Annotated in this window: 8 protein-coding genes; 5 read left to right on the top strand and 3 right to left on the bottom strand. The window is 55.6% G+C overall.

What is annotated here, in order from left to right:
• The first annotated feature begins 20 nt into the window (after positions 1 to 20).
• A complete protein-coding gene (locus G6R38_RS10575) occupies positions 21 to 974 on the top strand; it encodes a dihydrodipicolinate synthase family protein (protein WP_166824348.1) in 954 nt (317 codons plus the stop codon).
• A 69-nt stretch (positions 975 to 1,043) separates the two neighbouring features.
• Here the strand turns inward: G6R38_RS10575 and G6R38_RS10570 are convergent, their stop codons facing one another.
• Positions 1,044 to 1,853: an enoyl-ACP reductase FabI gene (locus tag G6R38_RS10570; protein ID WP_166824345.1), complete on the bottom strand. Its 810-nt coding sequence runs from the start codon at positions 1,851 to 1,853 to the stop codon at positions 1,044 to 1,046.
• Positions 1,854 to 2,264: 411 nt separating this feature from the next.
• Here G6R38_RS10570 and phoU point away from each other — a divergent pair, with 411 nt between their 5' ends.
• From phoU to G6R38_RS10550, 4 genes are all read left to right on the top strand, one after another.
• On the top strand, positions 2,265 to 2,945 hold the full coding sequence (gene phoU / locus G6R38_RS10565; protein ID WP_166824342.1) for a phosphate signaling complex protein PhoU: 681 nt from the start codon (positions 2,265 to 2,267) through the stop codon (positions 2,943 to 2,945).
• A 43-nt stretch (positions 2,946 to 2,988) separates the two neighbouring features.
• Positions 2,989 to 3,690: a response regulator gene (locus G6R38_RS10560; RefSeq protein WP_166824339.1), complete on the top strand. Its 702-nt coding sequence runs from the start codon at positions 2,989 to 2,991 to the stop codon at positions 3,688 to 3,690.
• Between the two features lie 216 nt (positions 3,691 to 3,906).
• Positions 3,907 to 5,706 (top strand): MutS family DNA mismatch repair protein, encoded by a 1,800-nt coding sequence (locus G6R38_RS10555; protein ID WP_166824336.1) that lies wholly within the window; start codon positions 3,907 to 3,909, stop codon positions 5,704 to 5,706.
• A gap of 189 nt (positions 5,707 to 5,895) precedes the next feature.
• Positions 5,896 to 8,019, top strand: coding sequence for a GYF domain-containing protein (locus G6R38_RS10550; RefSeq protein WP_166824332.1), 2,124 nt, complete (start codon positions 5,896 to 5,898; stop codon positions 8,017 to 8,019).
• A gap of 15 nt (positions 8,020 to 8,034) precedes the next feature.
• On the opposite strand, the gene G6R38_RS10545 is transcribed toward G6R38_RS10550, so the two are convergent.
• Together G6R38_RS10545 and G6R38_RS10540 are read right to left on the bottom strand one after the other, a co-directional pair.
• Positions 8,035 to 8,685: a glycine zipper domain-containing protein gene (locus G6R38_RS10545; protein ID WP_166824329.1), complete on the bottom strand. Its 651-nt coding sequence runs from the start codon at positions 8,683 to 8,685 to the stop codon at positions 8,035 to 8,037.
• A gap of 194 nt (positions 8,686 to 8,879) precedes the next feature.
• Positions 8,880 to 24,992, bottom strand: a complete 16,113-nt coding sequence (locus tag G6R38_RS10540; RefSeq protein ID WP_166824326.1) for a Calx-beta domain-containing protein — start codon at positions 24,990 to 24,992, stop codon at positions 8,880 to 8,882.
• Positions 24,993 to 25,379 lie beyond the last annotated feature (387 nt).

The following is a 25,379-nucleotide window of genomic DNA, read 5'->3' as shown; positions in this document are numbered from 1 at the left end:
TTCAAAGGAAATGTTGACTGATGAACTCTGCTTCGCTCGATCCGACCGCGATGATCAAACCCCGCCGAAAGGTGACCGGGATTTCCGCAATTTTGCTTCCGTTTCTCGATTCCGGAGAAGTGGATTGGGAAAGCCTGGAAGCCCACATCGAACGCACCGCGAACGCAGGTCTCACACCGGCAGTCAATATGGACACCGGATATACGCACCTCATCGACGAGCAGACGAAGCTCGAAGTGCTGAAGCGAACTCGCGAAGTGCTTTCCGGGGGCAAGTTCGTCGCAGGAGCGTTCGTGAAAGATGAGCCCGGCGCGGAATTCGACCTGGATGCTTACAGCCGGGAAATGACACTCATCAGCGAGTACGGCGGGTTGCCGGTCGTGTTCCAATCCTTCGGGCTCATCGAGCAAGCCGGTCCCGAAATTGTGGAGTCTTACCAAGCCCTCGGCCGTGCGGTGAATGAATTCTTGGGTTTTGAACTCACCCAGGATCTAGCACCATTCGGGAAGGTTTACGACCTCGAAACCTACGCCGGTTTGATGGCCATTCCACAGTGCATCGGTGCAAAGCATTCATCGTTTCATCGCGAACCGGAATGGCAACGGCTACAGCTTCGCGATCAGAAACGACCGGACTTCACCGTCTTCACGGGGAATGATTTCGCCATCGACATGATCATGTACGGCAGCGATTATCTGCTCGGATTGAGCACGTTCGCGCCGGACTTATTCGCGAAACGCGACGCCATGTGGGAAGCGGGCGATCCGGCGTTTTACGAACTCAACGACCAACTGCAATACTTGGGCTACTTGACCTTCCGGAGCCCAAGCGCCGGATACAAACACTCCGCGGCACAATTCTTGAAATTGCGAGGTTGGACCAAAACCAACAACACTCACCCCGACAGCCCTCCGCGACCGGAAAGCGACATCGCTGTACTGAAGGAACTTGGCGAACGACTCGGAGTGTTGTAATCAAAAATTCCGCAGAAGTGTCGGTCATGCTTGAGTGGACCGGCTTCTGCGAAAAGTGTCTTGAGACTGTTATTCCTCGTCCGCATCCGCGGGCGGGGCTCCCATGATGTGGTATCCGCCATCGACGTGTAATGTTTCGCCGGTGATGCCGGACGCCAAGTCGCTCAGCAAGAACATCCCGGCTTTGCCAACTTCACCCGGTGAAACACCGCGACGCATTGGCGAAAACGCTTCGTAGAGCTTCATCATTTTGCTGAAATCGCCCACGGCTGACGACGCGAGCGTCTTGAGCGGTCCCGCACTGAGCGCATTCACTCGGAAACCTTCCGGCCCTAATTCGCTGGCGAGATAGGTCATCGTGCTTTCCAGAGCGGCTTTGCAGATCCCCATGAGGTTGTAACCAGGGATCACGGTTTCACCGCCGAGGTACGTCATCGTCAGCAAGCTGCCGCCCGGATTGAGGATCTCACGTCCCCGACGAGCCAACTCAATTAGGCTGTACGCACTGATGTCCATGGCAAGCGAGAAACCTTCCCGCGAGACATCATAAACCGGGCACTTCAGTTGATCGATTGCCGCGAATGCCATCGAATGCAGAATGAAATCCACTTTCCCGAACGATTCTTTGGCCTGATCGAAGACGGCATCGACCATTTCGGGATTTTGAATGTCACAGGGCATGACGAACTTGGCACCGATCGGGTCCACAAGTTTGCGAAGACGATTCTCGCTCTTGGGTCGTTCGGGGTCTTTGTCGGGCAGGTGCGTGAAACCCATTTCGGCACCGTTTTCATGCAATTCCTGCGTGATCGCCCAAGCAATCGACCGATCATTCGCGATGCCGAAGACCAGACCTTTTTTTCCTTCGAACAACTTCATTCTTCCACTCCTTGCCACTCCGAAGGCAAACTGCGGCCGATCTACGGCGACCGCTCATGCCGTTCGTGCGGTGGATTGTCTCTAAGTCCGATGCCAACACCCGTCGACACGCCGGTACGATTCCAAAGCAAACATTTACGCCGTGACAGCGAGCCGTAGAGATATCACACACGGAAGTGACGATCAATGCTAGCGAAATTCGAACAACGACCGATTCCACATCATTCATTCTCAGAATCTTAATAATCCTCGACTAAATTGCCTCCGTTCGCGATCTGGATGGCTTGCGGCTGCCGAACCTCACAACCCCCGGCCCCTTGTGTTTTTGCTGCAGTATGCGATTATAATTCCTGCCGTCAAAACTCGGTTTTTTCCACGCAATGCCATCACGAACTCGCCGGTGAAAAATTCATGACGATCCACCTATTTCGAGACTTGGAAGAGATCCACCGCGACATTTTGTCCATGTGCGCTCAGGTGGAAGACATGATTCACCTGGCAGTGGACAGCTTGAACGAACCAAGTCCGCAAATTGTCGAGGAACTCCAAGAACGCGACACTAAAATTGACGCATGGGACGTGCGGATCGAAGAAGACTGCCTCAAAATTCTGGCATTGCACCAGCCTGTTGCGGTTGATCTTCGGCGAATTATGGCCGTGATGAAGATCACCGCCGAACTGGAGCGGGTGGCGGATTTAGGTGTCCACATTGCCGAACGTGCTTGCGGACTCATTGGCTATCCAGAACTCCACGTACCTGAGAAGTTGAAAACGATGGCTCAGGTTGCATTGGACATGCTGCACCGCAGTATTGACGCCTATGTGGAATTGGACAGCAAAGTCGCTCGGCGTGTCTGCGCTGAGGACGACTTCGTCGATCAAATGAATCGTGAAATGATCGAAGGCCTTCAGAAAATCATGAAGGAACAACCGCAGTTGGCCGAACCGGCTATGCACGTTTTTTCCGCCTCCCGACACATCGAGCGAATCGCCGATCACGCCACGAACATCGCTGAAGATGTGGTGTATCTTGTCGAGGGCGAGATCATCCGTCACAAACGACCGCCTGAGTCAAAATCCGATGATAACTAATACTGAGATTGCCCCGACTTCATCTACACGTGCTAGCAACCCCATGAGCAAGCAAAAGATTCTGGTGATTGAGGACGAACGCTCGATCGTGGAGGTTCTCACTTACAATTTGACGCACGAAGGCTTTGACGTCATCAGCGCCACCGATGGGCAAGACGGACTTCGAAAGGCGCAACGGGAACTGCCGGACCTGATCGTTCTCGATCTCATGTTGCCGGTCACGGATGGTTTGCAGGTCTGTCGGCAACTCCGTAGCGATCCCAAAACGCAGCACATCCGTGTGCTCATGCTGACCGCCCGTAGTGAAGAAATCGACGAGATTGTCGGCTTCAACATGGGAGCCGACGATTACGTCACCAAGCCTTTCAAGATGAAGCCGCTGATTCATCGTATCAAAGCCTTGTTGCGACGACCGGCTAGCGATTCGACCAATGTCGACAAAGTGGCTGTCGACGGCATCGAGATTGACAAGTTGAACCATCAATGCCGAATTGATGGGGTCGAAATCATGCTGACGCCGACCGAGTTTCGTCTGCTATGGGAACTGGCTCGCCAACCGGGACGGCCCTTCACTCGGCATGAATTGATGGACAAGAGCCGTGGTGAAGATGCCAACGCATTGGAACGCACGATCGACGTCCACATTCGCTCTCTGCGTCAGAAACTCGACCCCTATGCCGACTGCGTCGAAACTGTTCGCGGCGTGGGTTACCGATTCCGACCGCAATCCGCGTCCAGCAATTAGATTCGAACGGCCCAACAAATCCGCTGACTCTCCAACGTGAACTTGATGACCGCAGGAAGACGCAAAGGTCGCCTTCAAAACAGTTTACGTCAACCCGCATTCGCATCCTAAGTTTCGGCGAGCGACTTCTTATGGGCGTGGACTGGTCCGCCGGCTTGTTATTCGTTAGAAGTTGCAGGCAAACTCACGGAAACGCCGTTCCAGTTGTTAGATCGTATGCCGGACACCCCGCGAAAGTCGCCCCGCAGTGAATACCTCGACCGTCTACAGTCGCGATCCGCGGTTGTATCAGCCTTAAAGACCGTAGACGGTCGGATCGCGACCGCCCGAGGATTGGTGTTCCTCGCCGGAATCATTCTGACAGTTCTTGTCTTTCAAGAAACTTGCTCGGCCGGCTGGCTTCTACTGCCATTCTTGGCGTTTGTTGCATTGGTGATCTGGCACGGTCGTGTGCTGAAACGTCTCTCGGCCGCTCAACTGGCCGTGACGTACTACGAACGCGGACTCAAACGCCTGGACGATGAATGGTTCCAAACAGGGGCGACAGGAGAACGCTACGGCGACCCCAATCACGTGTATTCGGGTGATCTCGACTTATTTGGAGATGGCTCGCTATTCCAGCTGCTCTGTCGTGCACGGACGCGGTTGGGCGAAGATGTCTTGGCGAACTGGCTGCTTTCACCCGCTGGTCAGGACGAGATTCAACAGCGTCAGCAAAGCGTGCGGGAGCTTCGCCCCGAACTCGATCTCCGAGAAGAGTTGGCGTTGCTGAGTGCCGTCGTGCATGACGAGCTTGATCAGAACCGATTGCGGGAATGGTCGGTCGAGCCTCCCGCTCCTGTTGAACCTTGGCGACGTGTTCTCGCCTTTGTTCTGGCTGCTTCGACGCTGACCGGGCTCGTACTTTGGTTGTTCTTGGGATATCGGCTGTCGGTTTTCGTCGCTCCGTTGCTGTTAGAAATTGTGTTCGTCGCCAGCTCGGCCGGCACGATCCGCCGGGTGTTCGATTCTGTGGATATCGGAAACATCGGCTTGCAAATTCTGTCGGAAGTGTTGGTGATCATTGAGGCCAGGCAATTCGAATCGGAACTCTTGGTCCGAAGCCGCCAAGCCTTGGAGACCGATGGCCTCCCGCCCTCCGCACAGATCGCAAAACTGCATCAGCTCACAGGTTGGCTCAACAACAGCTTGCAAAATCAGTTTTTCTTTCCGTTCGCGTTCGTGTTGTGTCTGCCATTGCATCTGGTACACGCGATCGAGAAATGGCGGGAAGATGTCGGTTCTCACATTCCTCAGTGGCTGGATGTCGTAGGACGTTTTGAGGCGTTGTCGTCGCTGGCCGGTCACAGTTACGAACGTCCGGACGATCCGTTTCCGGAGATTGTTGCCGAAGGCCCGGTGCTCGATGGTGTGGAATTGGGGCACCCACTGCTTCCCGATGCCGATTGTGTTCGGAATGACTTGGCACTTGATTCCAACCGTCAGCTGGTGTTGATCAGCGGTTCGAATATGTCCGGCAAAAGCACATTGCTTCGCACAGTGGGAACGAACGCAGTCTTGGCATTGGCGGGCGGTCCGGTGCGGGCGAAGTCGCTGCGGTTGACCTCACTCCAATTGGGGACGGCCATGCGAATCAGTGATTCATTGCAAGACGGGCGATCGCTGTTCTATTCGGTCTTGCGACGATTGAAAGCCGTCGTCGACCTTGCAGAAGACGAACGACCGTTGCTCTTCCTGCTGGATGAGATTCTTCAGGGCACGAATTCCCATGATCGTCGAGTCGGTTCGGAAGGCGTGATCAAGAAGCTTATCGAGAAGGGAGCCGTCGGTTTAGTGACGACGCACGACCTTGCACTCACGGATATCGTTCAGGAACTTGATGGCAAAGCCGAGAATGCACACTTCGAAGATCACATCGAAGACGGCGAAATGACGTTCGACTACAAAATTCGTCCGGGTGTTGTTCAGAAGAGCAATGCGTTGGAATTGATGCGGATGATCGGTCTGGACGTTTAAACCATTCTGCGGTCTTCGGCATTCCTGGCGAACTCGAAAAGAGTCTTTGGCCCCCGGTCTGCACGAGACGGATCCTGCTTTGATCATTCGTGAACTGCTCGCGTACGTTGTCACTTCTTTCATCTCGCGGATACACTGAACGCTGTTTTCTCCCGTCAACCCGCAGCCGTTCCGGTCCGGGGTGTTTGAATGCCGCATGAATTTTGGGTTCGTTCCGCTAACAAGGTCCGAGGGCCGTTTGCCGCCGCCGACCTGCAACGCTTGGCTCGCGACGGACAGTTACAACCAACCGACGAAGTCAGCCGCGATCAATCCCGCTGGAAACCGGCCGGTGAGATTCGAGGACTCGGGTTGCAACAAACGGCAAAACAGCAGCCGTCAACGCCGCTCCGTCAACGGAATCCTCTCTTGATCGCGGCTGGAACTGTGTTGCTTGTGGGGCTCACGGTCGCAACCTGTGGCGCAGTTGTCTCCGCAGGTTTTTTTCAGACGTTCGTCGTGCTGCTGCTTTTCTTGGCGACAGTTGGACTGGGATATGCGGCATCAAATATGGGCTGGATGACGGCCGGACTCTACGCGGTTTTGGTGGCCGGGTTTGGTGCCTTCGTACTGGCTGAGAAGTTTCCTTCGGATACCGCGTCATTGGCCGCCGGGATTGTTGTCGCTAGCATCGTTGTCCTGGCCTGGCGACTCATTGCGATGGGTCTCGGGCACGACTACCAAGACGCGATCATCACGCAACACGACTTAGATTACTTCACCACAAAACCGATCAGCCCGCGAGAATTCCGCCGTGTGCAACAGGCTCTCGGCGGTTCTCGCCCGGAAGCCAGCTCAAGCCGCGTTCGATTGCGTCTCGATCCGGATGACCTGCTCCGCACGGAGGATACGTTCGTTGAGTCATTCGAAAAGGAGACCAAACGAAGCCTCCCCGCCCTTGGTATGAGTGCGGTGGCTCATGTTCTCTTGTTGGCGATGCTGTGGTTGTTCAAAGTGAGCTTTCTCGACCAAAACGACATTGTCATCAATGGCGGTTGGATCACCGAACGGGAACAAACCGAGGTTATCGAAGCTCCGAAAGAAACAGCCGCTGTCGAGTTGCGGGGGTTGGACTTCAATGCCGATTCGAATACCACGCCAACGCGAAACCCGTTGCGAGCCATGCGGGAAGACGACGAACCGACGGACGGTCCAGCTTCGTTGGCGAATGTCAAAGAACTGCTTTCCACTCGCACACCGGAAAAACGACGCGTAGCACTCTCAGAGTTTGAAGGGGCAGAGCGAATTGATGAGGCCGTTTCTTCCGGACTGAAGTGGCTATTGCGGCATCAACAACCCGAAGGGCATTGGCAACTGCACGCTGGGTATCCGAATGCGAGCGAAGTCGTCTTGAGAACCGACACTGGCGCAACGGCATTGGCATTGCTGGCATTTCTAGGGCATGGGCAAACCCACGTGAATGCCGACGATGAAGCCACGCGTGAGGGCATCGAACGCGGTCTGAATTGGCTCCTCGATGTGCAGAAGCCGAACGGTGATTTCCATGATTGGGACGAACTCGGTCGGCAAACCGCTTACTACGCTCATTCCCAAGCCCTGATCGCCATTTGCGAAGCCTACGCGATGACGGGCGATCGAAAGTTCATCGAACCGGCCGAGCGAGGAATTCGGTTTCTTTTGGACAGCCAACAACCAATTGAAGGCGGCTGGAAATATCAACCACAAGATGATCAATCGGTCGGTGATTTATCTGTTACCGGTTGGGCGTTGATGGCGTTGCATACGGCTCGAGTCGCGAACTTACGTGTGCCAGGCGAACCGTTCCGTCGCGGGATGAAGTTTCTCGACTTAGTCCAACTTGAAGACGGTGCCCGTTACAAATATGAACCACGTCCCGGTTGGGATGCGACTCACGCAATGACGGGTGCCGGGTTGTTATGTCGTCAGTACTTCGGCTGGACGCAGCAAGAACCGGCACTCAACAGCGGCGTGGATTACTTGCTCTCACCACCCAATGAGCCAGTTTGGGCCAAGGGGAAACGCAATGTCTACTCTTGGTACTACACCGGCCAAGTGCTGCACAACTTGAATGACGAGCGATTCCAGCGGTGGTATCAACAGACGGCGACGGAGATTCTCGACCATCAATTCACCGGCGGCGGGCGATCGACCCGTGGAAGTTGGTCGCCGATTCCAGCGGGTGATCCTTACGAGTACGGCGAGAAAGCCGGTCGGCTATACATCACCGTGATGTGTCTACTCATCCTCGAAACACCATACCGCCATACATCGCTCGAACAACCGACATCGTGAGCCCCATCGAATCGTCTACAGATCGATATGCAAATGGGCACTGTGGCCATGCCGTCGATACGGTCGGCAGCGTCTTGGCGAACGGAACCGGATCGGTCCAGGATGCACGAAAATGGGCGCCGGTCGCGGTTCGACGACGATCACCTCAGGACCGATCGCAGGCGGCGGAACCACGGTTGTTGTGCTCACCGGAGCGATTGGCGAGCCGCTTTGTTGCATGGTCGCGATTACTGCATCGGAGACGCCACTGTTTTTCAACCAGATCAATGCATTGGGACTGGTGTCGAATTGTCCGCCCCGTGTGCGGATGGCGTTGATGATCACTTCCTGACTGACGCCGCTTTGCGTCATCGTGACCACATCGGCGTTTGTCACGGCTTGGGCTGCGAATTGCTGTTGTTCGACTTGGTAGGCATGTGCCCAGGCGGCGTCACGTTGACGTGCGGCGTCTTCGGCGTTTCCGACCAACGCTCCCCCGAGAGCACCGGCGGTCGCGCCAATCAATGCTCCCTTGCCAGCGTTCCCTGAAACGCTCCCGAGAACTGCCCCGGTCGTTGCGCCGAGTCCGGTACCGAACAACGCACCGTTCCCAGTCGATGTGGCACACCCCGTCAAAGGCAAACTACCTAAGATGACTAAGCCACCAAGAATCCATTGTGTCGGCATGGCGTTTCGTCCATGAAACAATGCCCGCGCGAAATTGTATTGAAGGGCAGGATATTACCCCCATGTGACAACCGTGTCACCCCCGGATTTGATCGGTATTTTGTTCGCGTCGGTGGAACGAATCCTTCGTGGCAATCAAAAAAGCCGCCTCGCACGGAGCGAAGCGGCTTGGAGTTGGTTGACGTTTGACTCGGTTAGACAGAGCGGCTAGCCAGTCGATTGAAGCCACCGATCGGATCGAAGAAGAACAATTCGTCTTCGACTCCACCGTTGAAGTTGAGGCCAATCACGATCTGGAATGCCCCACCATTGACCGCACCGCTGGGCACGCCATTGGTTTCGAGACCGTAACTGAGGCCATCGGTGTTGTCGACGAACGCCGTTCGGTTGCGTCCGGTTTGTGGGTTCCAGAAGAACAAGTCATCGTCGCCGTCACCATCGTAGTCCGCGACCGTCAACTCGGTGAAGTCATTTCCGTTGAGTGCCGAGGCTTCGATCACGTTGGTCAGGATCACATCTTCGATGACTGCCGTTCCCGGTCCACCGGACTGAACCAGCGTGATGTGCCGATTCTTACCAGTTGTTCCGTTCCAGAAGTACAGGTCGTCCAAACCTTCTCCGTCGAAGTTCCCCGTGACCACGGTATCGAAGTCGTTACCGTTGATCGCCGCAGGATTGACGAAGTTGGTCTGCACCGATGCCTGCGTTGGAATCGGGCTTGTCGAGTTGAAGGCCACAATTCGGTTCTTACCGGTCGTTCGGTTCCAGAAGAACAAGTCGTCGCCGTCATTCGCAGCCGAGACGCGGAAGCTACCGGAGCTGACATCCGTGAAGTCGTTGCCATTGATTGCGGTCGGGTCCACGATGTTCGTTTCCACTTGCAACACGCCCGCGGCTTGGAAGGTCGCCATGCGGTTCTTACCGGTGAGCGGGTTGTAGAAGAACAAGTCAGTGAAGCCGCCCGTTCCACCGAAGTCGCCAGCAACGAGCTGAGTAAAGTCGTTACCGTTCAACGCGGTTGGGTCAATGGCGTTCGTGAGATACGTGATGTCGGCAACACCGTTCATCAGGAATCGGTTGGCACCGGTGAGCGGATTGTAGAAGAACAAGTCTTCGCCGCCATCGCCACCATCGAAGTCACCTTCGACCACTTCCGGGAAGCCATTAATCGCGAGTCGGTCAACTGGCTGATCCGTAATGATTGCTTCCGGTCGAGACAGCACCGTCAATCGGAACGTGTCAGTCGCGGTTTCATTCGCTGTCGTGGCCGTCACAGTGATGTCAGCCGTGCCGATGAAGCCGTCGACCGGGTCGAGAATAATATGGTTATCCTCAACCGTCACCGTGACTTGATCGTTGTTGCTGACAGCGGTGTAGACGATGACTTCACCCGTTGCATCCGTTCGCGGCAGCGTGATTTCACGGATGTCTTCCGTGGTCAGCATGCTTTGATTCGGAATTTGGAGCAACTCTTCCAAAGTCGTGGTTCGGTCGAGGATCGTTCCAACACCGATACCGTCAAGGATACCGGAATTCGTGGCGTCGCTGAGGACCAATTCGAAGTCTTCGAACAACTCATCGACGTCGTCGATTCGGATCGGCACCCGCACGATTTGACCATTTGCATCCGCGTCGGTGAAGGACAGCGTGCCGCTGGTGGCTTGGTAGTCCAAACCGGCCGTGGCAGAGCCGTCCCGCGTTTGGAAGCGAACCGTCGCCGTTTCGCCTGCAAGGGGAAGTTCGGTCATTGTGACAAGGAATTCAGCGAAGTTGACTTGGCCTTCGACGACGGTCACGTCATCGACCATGAATTTCGGCGAGTCGTCGTCCAGAATCGTTCCGGTGCCTTCCTCTTTCAACACGATGGCCGGTACCGGCGGTGGTGTCGGGATGTTCGGGTCATCCACATCGGGCAGAGTCAACAAGACCGTGAATTCTTCGTCACCTTCCCGGATATCGTCGTTCGTGATCGTCACTGAGACGGTTTGCGAATCTGGTCCCACACCTTCGAGGAATTCCAACCGTCCCATGATTGGCGTGTAATCCGCTTCGGTCGCGGTGCCAGCCACGGTTTCGTAATCGATATAGTAGTCACCGGTTTCCGGACGGTTGAGCAAGGTGACGGTGAAGACTGCCGTTGCCGGAGTATCCGGATCGTCGCCTTCGATCACCGTGACATCGCTGATCGTGAACGATGGGGTATCGTCGTCGATGATCGTTCCGGAGACCACAAGTTGATTGTTCAGGCCGCCGACCAAGTTGGCCGAACCCGGATCCTGGAGCGACAAGACCAGTGAGAACGTTTCCGATGGCCCTTCGGCGATATCGTCACCGAAGACTTTCACCCGAACGGTATAGGTCCCCGCATCTGTCACCGTGATCGAGGTATCTTGCAACTGGTAGTCAGCATCCATCGCTGGGAAGCCGATCGCGGTTCCGTCGACAGTGTCGAAGTTCAACTGGAACGGAGTCACGACTTCGCCTTCCACTTCGACGCGGAAGTCGAGGAATCGATCTTCACCTTCCTCACCTTCCGTCACTGTCGCAGAGAACAGGGAGACGGTCGGTTCGTTGTCGGTGATGGTCCCCGTTGCCTCGCCATCAGCCACACCGATGGTTCCGGCGACGGTGCCGGTGATTTGACCATTGCCGTCGGTCGTCACTCGGCGTGCATTCGACAGCAAGAGGTTGAACCGTTCTGGAACTTCCACCAGGGAGTCGTCGAGCAGTTCCACACTGATCGGAACAACCAAGTTCGCAACGTCCGACGCATCAATCGGATCCAACTCTTCCGTGGAACCACCAGAGTGGATGAAGACTCGGTAAGTGTTGTCGTCGATGTTGTACTTCAAGACCAATGTACCGTTGGTCGCGAAGTAGTCCGCCCCAGCAGTTGCGGCGTCGCTTCCCGTCACATCCTGAGTTGCGAAGTCCACGGCGACACTGGCTTTGGGGTCGTCGAGCAGGGCAACTTGGAAGACGATTTCGCCGCTGTTCTCCGGTGCCATCGGATCGGTCACACCGACCGGGAAGGAGAACTTCGGATCGTCGTCGATGATTGTTCCCAATGCGACCTGATCATCCGGGGTCTCGAATCGGCTGTTCACAGGGTTACTGAGCATGACCACGAACGTTTCGTCGGTCTCAATCATCGAATCACCGATGATTGGGATCGTAATCGTTTGGGTCGTCTCACCTGGGTTGAAGGTGACGGTGCCGGTGATGGCACGGAAGTCTTCATCAACCGTAGCCGGATTCATTCCATCAGGATCGACCATCGCTTCGTAATCGACCGAAACGGTGGAGGCGGATGGCGAAGTCAACGTTACGGTGAAGTTCGCGAACGATTCGCCGAAGTCACCTTCGGTAATCATCGGAGCATCGCTGATGCTCAGTCCGCCAGCGATGAGCTGAATGGTGAACTGAACCGAACCATCGCCCTGGTTGCCGATAACCGGATTGCCAGCTTCGTCGCGAACACCAGTTGCAACCCCCTGACCATTGACCGCATTGTCGACCACGATGGTGTAAGTCCCGAATGGATAGAGACCGGCCACCGGTGCCAACGTCACTTCGTTGGTATTGGAGTTGTAGAAGAAGAGGTAATCGTTCGTGAGTTCCAGCGTTCGCGGGCCAGTCCCATCATCGTACATGATAGTGAACTTGTCCGGGGTGACGCTGTCGTCATCGATACCAATTCCGAGGTCGTTGAACTTGATCACGAACTCGCGTTGAGCTGGGTTATCAAGTCGAACGATGGTGTTTGCGGGATCCTCGTCTTCGGGATCGTTGCCGTTGTCGACTGGATCAACCAGTTCCACGGTCGGCCCGTTGAAGTCGGCTCGCTCGACTGCACCACGGTCTTTGATGATCTCCTCAGTTCCCCCACTGAATGGCGGGTTCTGCTGTGGATCATCGACACGGGTTTGGCCGAAGCGATCGATATCAGGAGCCAGGATTGTCGATTCCGGAATACCGAGAGCGTCGGCAAACGAGGTGATACTCGCTCGGTCCGGCAAAGAGTTCGTAGCACTATCAATGGCTGGCGAGCCGTCCGCCGGATAGAAATTATTCGTTGACGGATCAACAAACAACTGCTGTGCCGGATCGGCGACGATGTCTTGCGTCGCAACGACCGCCGTCGGACCGAAGACAGTCCCACCGATACTCGCGTTGTTACCGTTGTTGCTGTAGAGGTTGAACCCGGTCACCGTGTTCGCTTGGTCCGATGAAGCATCGACGATAATCCCGGTCGTGAGATTCGCGAAGATGTTGTTGAGAATCGTCGGGCTGGCGTTGTTCGTGACACTGATCCCAGTTCCGGTGGGAGTCTCCCCACCGTAAAGTGTGTTGTTGATCACACGAGCGAATGGTACGGCGGCATTCGCGACGGTTCCGGAGTTCGGGTCGCCGGCAAGTGAAATCCCACTCTGACCAAAGGTCGCCACCACGTTGTTGACGATCTTCACACCAGGCACGAGGTTTTGGTCGTTTTGTGGTGCAAAGTTGATCGGCACACCCAACGGAGCCAACGCACTCTGCGAACGCTGAGCAGCATCGACCGAAATGCCGGTGTTAGCGGTGTTGGTGATTTTATTTTGCGAGATGACCAACTGCCCTTGCTCACGTTCCAAGTTCGCGTCACCGATTCCGGTGTTCACGATGTAGGAAATCGGGCTTTGTTTCTCACCGATATTGGCACCAGTTCCGGCATCCGTGTTCGCAACGAACACAGCGTAGTTCGAACCAGTCCCTTCGAGGAATCGACCTTCAACCGTGCGAGTTGCACCAGTGATCGGGTGCTCAAATTCGAATGTGACAATCGTGTCGATCAGCTCCGGTCCCAGCGGCAAGCCAGAGGCGAACGGAATTCCGAAGTTGAATTCCTCACCAGATTCGAACGGGCTGGAATCGAGAATGTTAACCGTCGCCGACGAACCGTCCGGGCTGACTTGCACCTGCGGCGTCGGCAGGTTGATCTGCGAAGTCGTGCCACGGATGGACAGGCTTGTCGCGGCCGGATCAAAGACCGGTGCAGTCAGACCGAGTTCATTGCTACGGAGCTGAGCTTCAGTCAAGTCGAGTGTGATCGAAGTAATCCATTCACCAGTCGGTGAGTCGTTCGTGAAGCTGAACAAGTCAGACAGGAATTGGACATACTCCAAGTTGATACTCGACGGAATCGTAAAGAGCGGTGCTCCCAATGGACCAGGGTCGAGGTTCGAGGCGAACGAGTCGTCCCGAATTCCGCGATTGACCGTACCGGTGACGCCACGAGTCAGATCGAGGTTAACGCCATTCGGTGCGAAGAAGTCGACGGCACCGAACAGGTTGACCCGGTTACTCGTGCTCGAAGATGCACTCGCATCGGTTCCATCATCGATTCCGGCCACCACGTCGAGCAGAACCGGGTTGAGCGGATCGAGCGGTTGCGGATTTGGATTCGAATTCGAAACCCGATTGATCGCGTCCCGCATCGCGGCAGCGATGGTGCTGGCCCGGTCGTCCACGAGGAACGGCACGGCGACGTTGCCCGCTCGGACACTACTACCCCCGGTGATCCGTCCTGCTGGACCATTCAGGTCTGGTACAGGCTGGAAGGCCTCGTTGAGGACGGTATCACCATTGACATCGCGGAACAGAACTTGTGTTCCAACGATGCTTGAACCGTTGATGGTTTCCTCACCGTTGTTAGGGTCACCGTCGTTTTGGTCCACGTCCATCCCGAAGGAAACGGTTTCACCCGGTTCAAAGTTGCTGAAGGACACTCGCAACACACGGCCATTACTGCCTTGGAAGTCCGGCGTTGTGCTGATGCCGGTCAGGCTTCCTCCAGATGACACCGTAATGTTCGACTGATTGACGTCGAAGACAAGACCACTTGGCAGAGTCAGGTCCACGGTTGCGATGTTCGTATCACCGGTATTGGTGAGGGTGAACAAGCTGCTGTTGTTCAGAGTGTCACCGCGTGACAATTCGGCTGCGAGAGCGGTCTGAGCAAACTCGAAGGTGAAGGTGTTCACGCCATCGCTGACCAGGAACGTCTGGCCTTCAGCGATCTCCGCCCCACGAGGGGCGACAACCGTGACATCCGAACCGGTCTGCAAGTCCTTGATGTCGATTGTGAAGTCCAGCGTTGAATCGTAGTTCGTGTTGCTGTTCTTCTGTTGGAAGATTTCGAAAGCGTCGTCGCGGCGATCGATGTCGAATTCGGTCGCTCGGCGAATCTCGAGTTGGTACAACCCGGTTTCGATTTCGCTCGCAGCGGTCGAGGTGAACGTCGTGTTCTGAGCTTGCGAGTAGACGTCGGTTCCGGTGACGTAATCACCTCGGCTCGCAAAGCCGATGATAATGTCGTCAATGTAGACGCCTTCGAAGTTATTGTTTTCCAAGCCCTTATTGTTAGCCACCGAACCGAAGCTGTCGCCAGGCATACCGACCAAATACTGACCGTTGACGGTCGGCAGTGGGTTGCCGACGGCTTCCCCATCTTCGATGCGTCCGCGGGCTCCATTCGCTTCGGTCAACCCGAGCGGACCGGCGTCGGTCACATCGAGCTTGATGATACGGATGACTTCGCGATAGTTCTTGAAGACCTGCTCACGCCAGAATTCGTCAGCGTTCGCGTCGGTGTAGACATCGACCAAAGCATTCTTGATCTGCGTGACCACATCGGAGTTTTCGGGGGTTTCCCGTCCGATGCCATCACTCACGGCTCCGTCGTCAAACCGGTTCATGCCCGAGTGGACACGAATTCGAGTGTTGGTACTCGCAGCCTCGAACCCGGCTTGGCCACCGCCGATCCCTTCCAGTTCGATCTGCGACGTGTTTCGGACGGTGACGTCGATCACGTCGGCCACCGAGAACAAGTTCACCCGTTGCGGTTGATCCAGTTCTGCATTCACGACCAAATCGGAACCGAAGGTTGCTCGCACCGCATCTCGGAACGCACGAGCCACTTCTTGAGCGGTGTCGGTCTTGCTGTACTCGACGGGAATATTCGCGCCGGTGTAGCTGGACGCATCTTGCGTGAACTCAAAGATCGCATCTTGAACGTCATTGACTTCGATTTCGTCGCCGTCATTGATTCGCGAACCCGTTGGGAAGACGACAGTGAAGTCGTTGTCGAACTCGAAAGTTACGTCTTCCGGATGGTTCGGTTCCACCTCTGCGATGGGGTCTTGCCCGAGCGGGTTCAGCGGGTGATTGTCTAGCGACAGATGCAATGTATAGACATCGCCCATTTGCGGCGGATTACCAACGATGGCTCCAGCGTCGTCCGTCGAACCGAACGACGACACTCCAAGATAGTAAGTCCCTGCGGACGCGAATGTGAAATCTTGGATATCGGCGCCAAACGCGCTACTTGCGATTACTGTCCCACTATCATTGAACAAGAACAGTTGCGTAGCGAAGTTTTCGTCATCGATATCAAAGGTGCCGACGTCACCCGCATTAGCCACTGTAAAGCTGTAGTAGTCGAACGTGCCATCTCCAGCTCCGTCGATGGAAACGTGCGGCCGTGTTGTGGCATTTTGAATATCAGGATTCGGGTTCGTATTCCAACCACCATTATCGACATTTTGAGCAGCAGCGAGGACGGTCGACGGAGACGTTCCAGCAATGGTGAAGGTGTCACCGTTGGCGATTTGCCAACCGTTCACCGCACGAAGTTCTTCACCGACCGTGTCGATCAGACCGGTTCCCATCGAACCGAAGGTGCTGAAGTCGATTCGCAGTCGCAGGTTTTCTTGTCCTGCATACGGACCGAGGTCCACCTTCACTTGTCGCCAGCTATCCCGTTGTTCGATGTCGAACGTCTGTTGAACATCGAAGATTGACGAGTTGTTGAGTTCGTCACCCCGCAGGATGTCGACAGGGTCGTACTCATTGTTCGTGGTGAGCAACTGCCACTCACCAGAGTCGTTGGCGATGAAGACTCGCAGTGAGTCCCGGAACAATTCGTCTTGGCTCGAAAGCGGATCGTACTGGGCGTTTTCCGTTTCCAGGTAGTAGTTGAAGTACAACGACGGTTCATCCAACGCGGAGTAGCCGGTCAGATCGAACGTATTCGTTTCGATGCTCCCGTGAGCCCCACCCGCGAATTCGTAGTCGTCACCGAGACCACCGGCACCGAATTGCAAACTCGACGAGCCAATCCGACCGGTGTCACCACCGAGTGTCTCAGGTGAACGCGGGTCGTAGCGATCCGTGGGGACTGGATCGTAGAGACGACGACGATCGAAGGTGGTATCGAGACCGTGTCCCGGATCAGCACCGCGGTCGCCTTCGATATGCCATAGGTTCTCCGTCAGGTTCGAGAACACCAAACCTTCTTGACCACTGAGAGGAGTTCCGAACGAACTCGTCAACTGGACGCTACGCTGAGCATTGAAGAACACTGGCAGCAAATCACCGGCTTGTTCCGTAGTGTCGACCGTGGCGAAATCATCGCCGGTTGCGATGGCGTACAATCGACCGTTGGCGTCGGTTGCAAAGAGAGTGTCTTCGTACCGACCATCTTCGGTCCGTTCTGGTCCTGGGGTCAGGCCTGTGAACTGAATTGGATTGCCGGCTTCGTCCAAGACCGTTGTCACGAAGTTCAACTGAGCGTTCGTGCTGGTCGCACCTGAGATCGTGTAGAGGTCGCCACTTTCATCGACGGCCCAGACAATGCCGTTGACGACAGCCATCCCTGTGATGAGGTCCGAACCGTTGACCATGTCACCCGTGGCACCAACACTGGTGTCGAGAATCCCACGTTCTTCGATGTTCGTTCCCGCTCCAATCACCTGCGAGTTGGGATTTCGGCTATTGCCGACCGCGCTGCCGTTTGAATTGAACTGGTAGAGAACGTTGTAGGTGATCAACCCCGTTGGACTATTGCCGGCACGGATCAAGTCGTTTCGCGTTCCGATCGCGAAGTAGCCATCATTGGTGCTTCCGGGACCGCCGTCTCGCAAGAACAAGTCGCGGTTTTCGTTGAGCGAAATAGCATTCCAGGTGAACCCAACCCCGTTGTTGTTACTTCCAGGAGGTGCGATATCGTTCGGTCCGGAATACGTGACGAGGTTGCCGCCGGTCCGGTTGTTGGTAATGGTGTCGTTGAACTGATTGAAATCGTCGTTGGCAATGTTCGTGGTATCGATTTGGTTGAACCCGCCGGTATTGCCGTCGGTCGGGGTTCCGTTCTGGCTATCGAACGAGATCAATCGCCCGTCGGTCATGCGAACGGTCAGGTCCTCCAGACGTTCGTTGACAACACCGACAACCACTTCCTCATGCCCGGTGAACGGGTCCACGATTCGAACTCGGCTGGTGTTGTTGCCCAATGGTTCGACCACGAACAACCCTACGTCCCCTAAGTACCAAGGTACGAAGGAACTGCCCAATTCGATTTCGGCATCCCGAGTGTCGACAATCTTCTTCAGTTCTTGCTCGTCATTCCGCTGATCGGTTGACGCACCTTGCTCAAATGTTTCCCCGATGAACGTGCTGTCTTCGTCGGCGTCAGGGAGCGTGAAGAATCCGTCGTAATCAATATGGTCTTCCACGATCCGATCGACCGCCAAGTTCGGCTCCACACGGGTGAGCGGGAAGGCTGAGTTGGCATCGGTGAATTGCGTGAGCACCTGCGGCACGCGTGAGGACCGCGAGAGATCCGTTGGGTCTTCGAAGTCGGTTGCGACGGCTACGATGTAGTCGCCCTGTGGCAATTCCACCGGCCCCAAGAACGGATCGGTCGAACTGTTTGTGCCACGGGTGAGGTCATCGCTATCGTTGCCGTTGAGCGGTGCTGGAACGTCGGCTTGATTCCGCGAATCCTGCGACATCAGCACCAAACGGCCCGTGTCGTCGAACACGAACAACGTCATATCGCCGCCTGCAAAACCTTCGGCATAGTCGATATCGAAGGTGACCGCGAAGCGTTCAAAGTCATCGCCGTCGAATGTCGGGTCGATGTCTTGGTAATCCACTGTGAAGCGGTAGAAGTCAACGTCCGCATCGTTCGGAAGAACACCGGCCACGGAGAGCGTATTCCGATTCGTAGCGAGCAAGTTGCCAAGACTGTCTGCGGTGCCGAAGGAGTTGTTCGTTTCGGCTCCGTCTAGACCACTTTCCCCGGCTTCGCCAGTCAGCGGTGAATTGGACGGCAACCCACTGACTTCGATCCCGTCGGTCGAGTAGCGAATATCCGCAAACCGCACGGTCGAGCCGGCATGCTCGTCCTCTTGCTGCAAACGGACTTGCAGTTCGTACTGACCCGAAGTGTATTCGCCACTATCCGGAGTTCCCCGACTGCTCACTCGCAGGTAGTAGATGTTGTCGTCGCCTTCGATCCCCGGCAACACAACCCGCATCCCGGCGTCTTTCGGGTTGGTGGTGTAGAAGTCGCCACCGTCGCGAGAATCCTTAATCAACGGCAACCCGATCGTGTTCGGACGGGGGTTCCCGAGTCGGTCGACATTCAAGACCGTATTACTATCGGAACTCGCAATCACCACCCCAGCCGAGTTCATCAGCTCGATGAATGTATCGAGCGAGGAATCGGTGCGGTCAATGTCGATCCAAACTTCCGTCCCTGTTTGGGCGATGAAGCTATAGGTATCGCGATCGTCGTTGCCATCCGGATTGATAATCCCGTGAATTTCGAACCCGGCACGGTTGTTGGCATCGGAACCTTTTGTGCCGTTGCTGGCTAACAAACCAAGTGGCTCGGCGAGGGTGCGTTGTGCGTTCGTGTCCGGACCGACACCGCCACCTCGTTCAGCTTCCAGAATGATATCAACGTTGCGATCGTTCGCGTATTGATTGAACTGAATGCTTCGCCAATCGCCAGCGGACGGTGCAGCACCGCTACTTCCGTCGCCGTTCGTGTCGCTATTCGGGAAGCCGTCTGGGCGGAACCCGGCGGACACGGAGTCGTCGTTAAGCGAAGTCATTACAACTGGGAAGCCAGGGGCCCCAACGATCTGCACGGTACCACCGATGCGATCGTCGATATCAAGTGGTTCACCGTCGGCGGTGAATCCTGCCGTTGCTCCCAAAAGTTTCACAACGAGACTCGAAGTCGCACTACTTTGGAGCAGCAAGCTGCCGAAGGTGTGCATATTCGTCGTGCGAATTTCGTCGCGGACCACGTGGACGATGTCGGTGTCGTCCCAAACCGTGTCGGTTGTAATAACCGAGGGTGCGATGTCACTATCGTTGAAGGCCAAGCCTTCCGTACCCCGAACTTCCATCCCGTTTGTGACATCGATGCCGGCGTCGGTGTCGTCGGAACCGGTAATCCGGTTGATCCGAACCAATGGGCCACGGTTGTTCGCGAAGCTGGTGAACAACGCTTGTTCTTCGGCTCCCGAGTAAGCGAACCCAGTCACGTTACCGGTATCAGCCAACGTATCTGCGATCAAAGCATTCGCGTTGATGCTGATCGTATTTCCGTCGTTATCCCGGAAGTCGTTGTCCATGATAATTGGCTGAGCACCACGGACGAAGATCGTCGCGGAGGAGTTCTCACCACGACCATTTCGATCGACATCTTGTCCCGCAGGACCCGTTCCGTCAGCGTTCAAGCGGAAATCGCTGTTAACGACACGCACTTCGGCTTGATGGATTTCCAGCGGATTGAATTCGGCGAAATCACCTTCTGCTGGGGCACCACCACCTGCGTACGACACCCGGATGTTGTTGAACGATCCAGAGCTCGTTGCGTTGAAGACAATCCCTGCCCAGTCCCCAGGAGCTGCCGTTCCTCGTTCCACACCTGGAATGACCGGGGGTGTACCACCCGTGCCGTCAATCAAGTGCGTACCGAGTGCGTCGACAAGTTGCTGAATGTGGAACTGTGATTGATTCCCAGCCTCTTGGTTCTGACCACTCAGGGAGAACTCGCGATCGATAATCCGGTCGCTATCCGGCAGGTCGATCGCACCGGTTCCCATGATCGGCGGCTTGCCGTTTGGTGTGACCACTCCAGCCCTGTTGATGTGGTCAAGCGAGACGGTATGGCCGATCTCGTGCGAAGTTGTCCCGGCAATTGCATTGGTCGTCGCTACCAAATCGCCTTGGACGCCTGCGATGGTGGAGACGATATCTGTGAAGACCGTGGCGACCACGTCCCCAGTCTGGATTCCGAAGGCAGGACCAACGCCCGTCGCGTTGCGTACAACCGATCCACCAGCAACACCGAGCGGCCCATTGAAACCAGGACCAGAAACACCCGAGCCAATCTGAACGTAATAATATTCGGTCACACCAATCGGGGCGGTTCCGATATCGCCGATCAGGAAGTCGATGACCAGGTCCTCACCCACTGGCACAGGGGTGGTTCCTTGTGGAATGCCGAAGTAGTCGAACTCGACGGCAGCTAGGACCGATTGGGCGATCGTATCGAAGTCCGCAGGTGTGAAGCCGAACGAAGACAGGTCAATCGCGTCAACAACGTTATTGAAGATATCGGACGAGGTTGCCTCGCCGACTTCTTTGAAGTCCAACACGATCGTCAGAATATCATCGCCGGGCCGCGCGTCGGCCTGGGCCAGCACTGGTGGTGTTTTCGTGCTGTAGCGACTGTGACCAGTGACGGACTCAAGAGCTTCGAACTCTTCTCGCGAAGTGCCTTCCAGTACGTCCGCGTGCATCGTTGGCAAGTCGGCGACGCCGTCTTGATCGACATCGTCATTGTCGTTGTTCGTGTCGAACGTGCCGCTGCCGCCGTAGGTATCGTCGAAGATCGACGTGAAGATGATCGGGTTGTCATCGGTTCCCTCAGCGATGACTTGAGCGCCACCACGTTCGGCTTCGATTCGCGAGGAACCGAGTTTCACAACCACACCCGGGTCAATCGTCAATCGCCCGGAGAATCGCGGACGGGTGACGTTGTTGAACTCAACCGAACCACCGGGGTTGCCGGAGACGATCAAGTTTTGAGTCACGACGTGGACAATATCCGTATCATCGAATTGCGCACCAACTTCCAACTCGTCGAGAGCTTGATTGCCAGACTGGTTGATGCGGACGAACAATCCATTGACGGTGTTTCGTTGGATTGTGTTGTCGTGGATATCGGGACCGATCCGCCCCAGCGTGTCGCTGAAGTTGTTCGGGTTAGCGGAAATCGCGTTTCCGGCGTTGTCGAAGATCGTGTTGAAGGACAACGTCGGACGCGGACCGAAGCCACGGAACTCACTACCGGTTGGCACGCTGTCCAACGCGATCGCTTCGTCCTGTGAGTACGCGAACAAAGTAATCGGGTCGAAACTTGCCGATCCCGATCCGGTCGCTACCAGACCACCACCGAACAGAATCGTGGCGTGATTGACGTAGTTCAGGAAGACCGCTTCGGCCTGCCCTGGGTTCATGGTGTTGAAGGTCTGGAAGTTGTCGAAGTCCGAGTCTTCGCGGAAGACCAAGCCACCCCAGTCGTCGGGTCGAACGTTGGGGCCGACACCGTCGCTATCGCCACCGAACAGATCGTCGCGGTACGACGTGAAGATCACATCGTCATCGGTGGTCCCCAAGACCTGCAATGCCGCACCTTCGCGAGAGACGAGGGCCGATTCCGATCCGACGTCGATATTGGCATTGCTCAACTTGAAGATCGCACCTGCGTCGATCATCAATGTCACGCCTTCAGGGACTTCCAAGTTCGCAAGTTGCGCCCCCGCGACCGGATTGCCGTTGTTGTCCACCCCGATGATGTAGGGCGTATCGCTCACGTTGCCACTGACACGAACGATCGTATCCGGTGTAGCTGCGGCAAATGCGTCCGAAAGACTTTGGTACGGATTGGCCACTGAACCACTGCCGGAATCCGTATTGGTGACATCCACATAAATCGTATTGGTGCCGTCGTTGCCGCGGAAGGAGAAGGTGAACTCTCCGCCAGCTACGCCGTCGGCATCACCATCCAATGGCGTTGGGTTGCCGTCGGCATCGAGGATGGTTGCCGTGTCAGATGGTTGCGGCGTGAAGCCCAAACGCAGTTCGTATTCGCCGTCACTCTGACCGCCAAAACCACTATTTCGAACGCTCGGGTCGTAGTCGTCATTTCCGGCGGCACTCACACCAATGTAATAGGTGCCCGACTGGAGCATGACCTCAATCAGCGAATCTTTGCTGAAGTAATCATCGTTGCTGGCGAGAACGTTTCCATCGGCATCGAACAAGATCAAATGCGAGTTCAACAGACTCGGTTCAGGCGTCCCATCCGGCACATTGTCCGCGCCGTTTTGGTTCACCAGTCGTTGAGCGAACGTCTGGGCATTGAGAGTCCCAGTTTCTGTGACGTTGAACTGATAAAGATCGATGTCCGTCGCGTGACGTGGGTACAAACGCCGTAAGTGAGTGATGTCGTGATCACCAGGGAAGACCGGTTCGCCGATTGGATTCGCCCCGGCGACACCGACGGTTTCTTCACCCATGATGGCGGCCAGTTCGAAGGCACTGCCCAAACCGATTGCCTGACCAATCCCTTCCATCGCCTGACGGAAGAAGAATCCACCGTATTCGTTGTTGTCTTGGTTGAACGGCTCGTTACCGTCCATGATCAACAAGCCCGTTGAGAACGGATTAATTGCACCGTTCGTTTGCGTCAGCGGAACGACCGCGTACTCGACTTGGTCGTTCGCACGCGGCTCGATCTTCGTGACCTGCGGTCCGCCAGGGAACTGGCTGACATTGATCTGACCAACCGCGATCGTCAAACCTTTCGATTCCGTCTCGACGAATTGCACACCGGCGTAGTAGCTGAACAAGTCGAAGATTTCTCGAATGCGTTGTTTTTGCAAGTCGGAAATCGTGTTCTCTTGTTGAACGCCACCTTCGTTGAATCCGTAAACCGTCTGGAAATTGTAGTTGATGACGGGAATCTGTTTCGGTACCTGCAGCGGAGTACCGTCTTCGTTGAACTGCAAATGGTTTTGCGGCGTGACATCCCGATGACCAGGCTCGTCGTTGCCACCCGGTTCTGGTGGGAGCAACACAAACGCATCCTGCGGCTCAATCAACGCGTTGATGACACGACCAGCTGATGACAAGAGTTCGCCAAGATCGGTGGCGGTGTTGAAGCTCGAGTTGTCGTCGTTCGTCTCATTGAACGGCGTGATCGTGGCTCCACCTTGGAAGTCCTGACCGATTTTCAAATTGTAGAGTTCGCCATCAATTGGATTGGCGAATTGCAATGAAACCGTATTCGAAGACTCATAGAACAAAACGTTCGTTGGCAGCGTCGTGTCGCCAGTGATCGCGTCAACCAACCGGTAGTTGGAAGCGACCGTCGCAGTGACTGGATCGAGCGGATCATTGGTGTTGAAGTAAACGTTGATCCGGTCGAGTTGCGGAACGATCGCGCCATCACCGAGTTCAATGCCCTCGCCGCTTACAGAGACGTCCGCCGAGAACGCGGTACCGACCACTGAAACGATCGTGCGATCGGTCGGATCCTGCGAAACCGTAACCGCTTGTTCGGGGCCAACGAAGTTGTTGTTTAGCGTTGTTTCAATCGCATTGCGAATTCGAGTCGCCAACGTGATCGGATCGTTAATCGCTGGAATCGAGACCGCATTCTCATTGCTGACACCATCGTTATTGGTGTCGAACTCGAACTCAAAGACCTGCCGGGCAATTGTCACTCGCAACGTGTCGCCATCTTCGACGGCGGCGGGGTCGGTGACTTGGATCAGCGTTTCCCGAATGATCGGCTGCGGGACAACGCCTTCCACCTTGGCGCCAAGATCCAACTCGAAGTTCCGGGCGAAGTCGCTACCGTCTTGGAAGCGTTCACCGTTGACGTTCGCCAAAGGCCCACCCGGCCCGACGTATGGTGAATCCGACGCAGGATCTCCGATAATGACGATCTGGTACAGATCATCCGGGAGGTTCTCGGCGAATCGCACGATGACTTCGTTGTCACGGTCGCCAACGCCAATGAACCCGGGAGAGACGATGACATCATCGGTACTCGTCGGGTCAGCGCTTGCGAACACGCCGTCGCCACCGCTCCGCACAACCCGAATGCCACCGAGGGTGGCCGGATCGATTTCTTGGCCTTCACTGAACTGAATCGTTAATTCGCGGAATTGCTCGTCCAGCGTCGTGTTGTTCTCGATCGTCCCGCCGGTATTGGGGGAGATCGTAACGACCTGAGGCCCAGCGAGCAGAACTCGCTCTTCTAGCGACTCGACGGAGCTGACTCCTCGTTGCCGTTTAGTGATGGGGCGTCGTTTTCGACTGGGGCGGGGGGTGCCCTTTCCACGAAACGCCAGTCGGGAATACACAGTTTCAAGCCAGTGCTTGATGAGCATCGTCGGAATCCTTGGTGGGTCTCTGAGCAATATCGATATGGGAAAATCGTCGGATTGCAGGAATCCGACCCCGCAGGATACCGCTTACGCACGGAACCCGGGGCGAATCAACTGAAAGACTCAATCGGTTCAAATGAATGACAATTTCAATTCACGGGGAAGAGTCCATCGCCAGCGTTGCCGACAACGATCAGACTCTTTGCCGACCAACATCAAACGGTCAATTCCCATCGTGGTTGAAAACTATTCTCTTGGCGGCCAATCGCCAGATTGACACTAAATGCAATGGTTCGCATGTGGGCGAGCCATCGTTTCAGTGTGAAGTTGTGACGTTTGCGAAAGAGATGAGTTCCTAAAAGATAGGACCGAAATGGACTGCCAAGCAGA

Source organism: Thalassoroseus pseudoceratinae (assembly GCF_011634775.1).
GTDB classification, from domain to species: Bacteria; Planctomycetota; Planctomycetia; order Planctomycetales; family Planctomycetaceae; genus Thalassoroseus; species Thalassoroseus pseudoceratinae.
The sequence above is the reverse complement of the archived record's forward strand: the minus strand, read 5'-3'. Positions and strand labels throughout refer to the sequence as shown.